Origin of the sequence: Variovorax humicola (assembly GCF_037889915.1) — a bacterium.
Classification (GTDB): domain Bacteria; phylum Pseudomonadota; class Gammaproteobacteria; order Burkholderiales; family Burkholderiaceae_C; genus Variovorax; species Variovorax humicola.
Genome location: NZ_JBBKZV010000084.1, coordinates 1 through 3,063, shown reverse-complemented (window position 1 = coordinate 3,063; position 3,063 = coordinate 1). Strand labels below are relative to the sequence as shown.

1 protein-coding gene and 2 pseudogenes are annotated in these 3,063 nt (G+C 61.6%); all 3 read right to left on the bottom strand.

The annotated features are described in order from the left end of the window. The coding region (locus tag WKW80_RS37010) for a hemagglutinin repeat-containing protein (RefSeq protein ID WP_340368529.1) at positions 1-546 on the bottom strand (546 nt) is incomplete at its 3' end. Between the two features lie 115 nt (positions 547-661). Further along, positions 662-754 (bottom strand): annotated as a pseudogene (locus tag WKW80_RS37005) (hemagglutinin repeat-containing protein); the annotation flags it as partial. A 496-nt stretch (positions 755-1,250) separates the two neighbouring features. Beyond that, positions 1,251-3,063: pseudogene (locus WKW80_RS37000) on the bottom strand (hypothetical protein); the annotation flags it as partial.

Sequence of the window (3,063 nt, the reverse complement as noted above, 5' to 3'; positions counted from 1 at the left end):
GCCGCTGCTGGTCTGGGCGCTGAAGTCCTTGATGTGGCCCATGCCGGGGGACCACCAGGAGCCGATGAAGCCGCTCTTGTTGTTCGCCTGGCTGCTGGCATGCTCGGCGGTGTTCTGCGCGCTCTCGATGGTGAGGTTGCGCCCGGCCACCATGGCGATGTTGCCATCGGCCACCACGGTGGCCGCCTGCAGGGTGGTGTCGCGCCCGCTGAAGGTGTTCAGGCTGCCGGCCGAGACGGTGGTGCCCACGGCCTCGGTGCGGATGTCGGCGCTGGTGCTGTTGCCCGAGAACTGGCGGTTGCCGTAGCCGCCCACCGGGCCGCCGGCATCGGAGGACAGCGCCCAGCCCTTGGACAGGGTGGTGCTGCTGCTGCGCTGCTGGCTGGCATGCAGCTCGGTGCTGCCGCGGGTGGCGGTGGTCAGGTGGATGTCGCGACCAGCTGACAGGCTCATCGCCTCGTCGGCGCGCAGCTGGGCGGCCTGGGCGTTGATGTCGTTGCCCGCGACCAGGGCCACCTGGTTGCCGCTCAGGCGGCTGGACAGCACCCTCCGTGGTGCTGCTGCTGTCGAAGGTGCTGGTGCTGGACTGGCGCATCGGCCCGCCCGAGGAGTGCACGGAGGTGGTGGTCACGCTGCTGGTGGCCTGGCCCGCGGTGATGTGGATGTCGTGCGCGGCGGTGGCGACCAGCGCGCCGGTGGCGCTTTGCACGGCACTGGCGCGGATGTTGATGTCGTTGCCCGCGGCCAGGCGCACATCGCCCTGGCCCTGGATGACGGAGCCGATCTCGCGGCTGGTGCTGACGCGGCCCACGGTGCCCTGACCCGCGGTGGAACCGGTGGCCGACTCGGTGACGGTGGCCAGGTTGATGTTGCGCCCGGCGCCCACCGCGGCGCTGCCGCCGCTGGCCAGGATGGCGCCCACGAGGTTGGCATCGCGCCCGGCCGAGGCGATGAGGGTGCCGCCCGGGTTGCTGACTCCCGAAATCTTCTCCGCTTGAAAAATTGCCAGAAATTGATTTTCTATGGAAGTTTTTGATTGGAATCGAAAGGGAGAAAGTCGTCGGGTTCAATTCTTTTGACTGAGTGTTTTTTGCAATAACTCAAGATCGATCTTTCTGTTACATCTTCGTAACCAAATTCAGCATTGCAATTTGGACACAAAGCGTATGTGGGTGTCTCACCATCAGCGCCCCACGGAAGAAAGGGAGCGCAATCAAATCCACACACGCGGCAGCATGAAATTTTATTTTTCATTTGGAATTCCAAAAATCTAGATTAGAACTATATCCATGTGTAGCCGGGTCTGGTCGAAACATCGTTCTCGGAACGCGGTCAATCGTTCCCACCGCAAAGGTGTTTGATTCGACGTTATAGAGAAGTATGTCTCCATTTTTTGCGATTTTAACAAGAGTTCCAATTGGAGGGTTCGAAACAAAATTTTGTGCCGATTCAGCATAATGATTCAGGGATTTGAGTTCAGGAAATTCCTCTCCATGCTTAATCCAGTGCTCAATGGCGTTCGCCTGCATATTGCCCGGCTTGCCGGTCGTCCAGGCGGTTGCGTCAATTCCGTCTCTATAAAAATTATTAGCGATCCTGGCTGCCGCGTCTTCAGAAATACTCGTCCCGGTGCGACTCAGCACAAACTCTTTGACGATACTTTTCGTCAACGTCCTTGAGATAGCCAACTCTCCTAGCGTTACAATGTCGGCCGCCATCAACCCAAGCTGGGTGGCGTCCTGGATCACCGGCGACTTGTTGATGACATTGATCGCGGTATTGACCTCCTGAATGCTCTTGCGCGCCTGTGCCTTGGTCTCCGCGCTCATCGACGGAGCCAGCAGCAACTGCTCCAGTTCTCCACGCGTCTGCTCAAGCGCGTATCTCTCCACCAGGGAACTACCCTTGAGTTGCCCGGTGTTGAAAGCACTGCGCCTGTCGTACTCTTGCAGCACCCGCACTTCGCACGCTGTGTCACCGTTTGCCTGGCACTGCTTGATTTTCTGGTCTCTCGAACGTAGGTCGGCCGACGTCAGATAGTTGTTCGTCGTCTCGTTGAACGCACTGGCCGCGCCACCCGCACCTCCGGTCACTGCGCCGACGGCCGCGCCGGTCGCCAGGACGAGGGCCTGCTTGACGGCCACGGGGAGATCAAGGTTCGCAATCTGCTCGGCGATGACGGGTACCGCCAAGGCGGATGCGCCTGCGCCCGCTGCACCATTCACGCCGCCAGCCAAAGCACCTGCTGCAGCGTGGGCCGCAATCCGGTAAGCACCGCCTTCCTTCCAGTTGCTCTCCATCTCATCCGCCTGCGCGTACAGAGCGGCTTTTTTCGTCGGATCGCTCTCGGCCGCGGCCTGGTCGTACAACGAGGCGGCTTCTTTCAGTTTTCCATTGGCATAGTTGCCTACCTCGATGCTTGCGTTTCGACCGAACTCAGCGGTGATCGCGGCCTGCGCCTGCACGTTCTTGACGATGGACTGCGTGTTCCAGTCCTTGACCAGCACCCCGGCACTGCTGTTGTCACCAGTGCGCACGCTCTGGTCCCCCGCAATGCCCGAGATTCCCGACTTCGTGACACTGTTCTGGCTGCTGCCATCGTCACGGCCCAGGCCCGCGCTCCCCGTGGGCGGCACGGCCTGCTGCCCGGGCTTGGGGTCCCACGATGGAGTGCCGTCACTCGGCGTGGTGTATCCCAGGCTCACACCGCCGCTGACCGCATAGCTGCTCCCACTGGACCGATTGACGTTGTGCAAGTCCGTCATCGTCAATTGGCCCCCGGTATGGAAGTTGTTGGCCTTGTTGTCGATGGCCGCCTGCGTGCTCTCGATGACCGCGCCCCTGAGGTCCGTATTGCCCTTGACGTTGACATCGAACCCGCCGTCCCGCGCCTTGATCCCCGACTGCTGCCCCGGGCTGATGAACACCCCATCGGCCTTCGCACTCGAAGCGCTCCCGCTGGCCGTCACCACCGCCCCGTAGCAGATCGGCGGGATGCACACGCTCAGGTTCAGCCCGCTGCTGGACTGCCGGCTCTGGCCGATGCTCGTGTCCTGCAGGCTC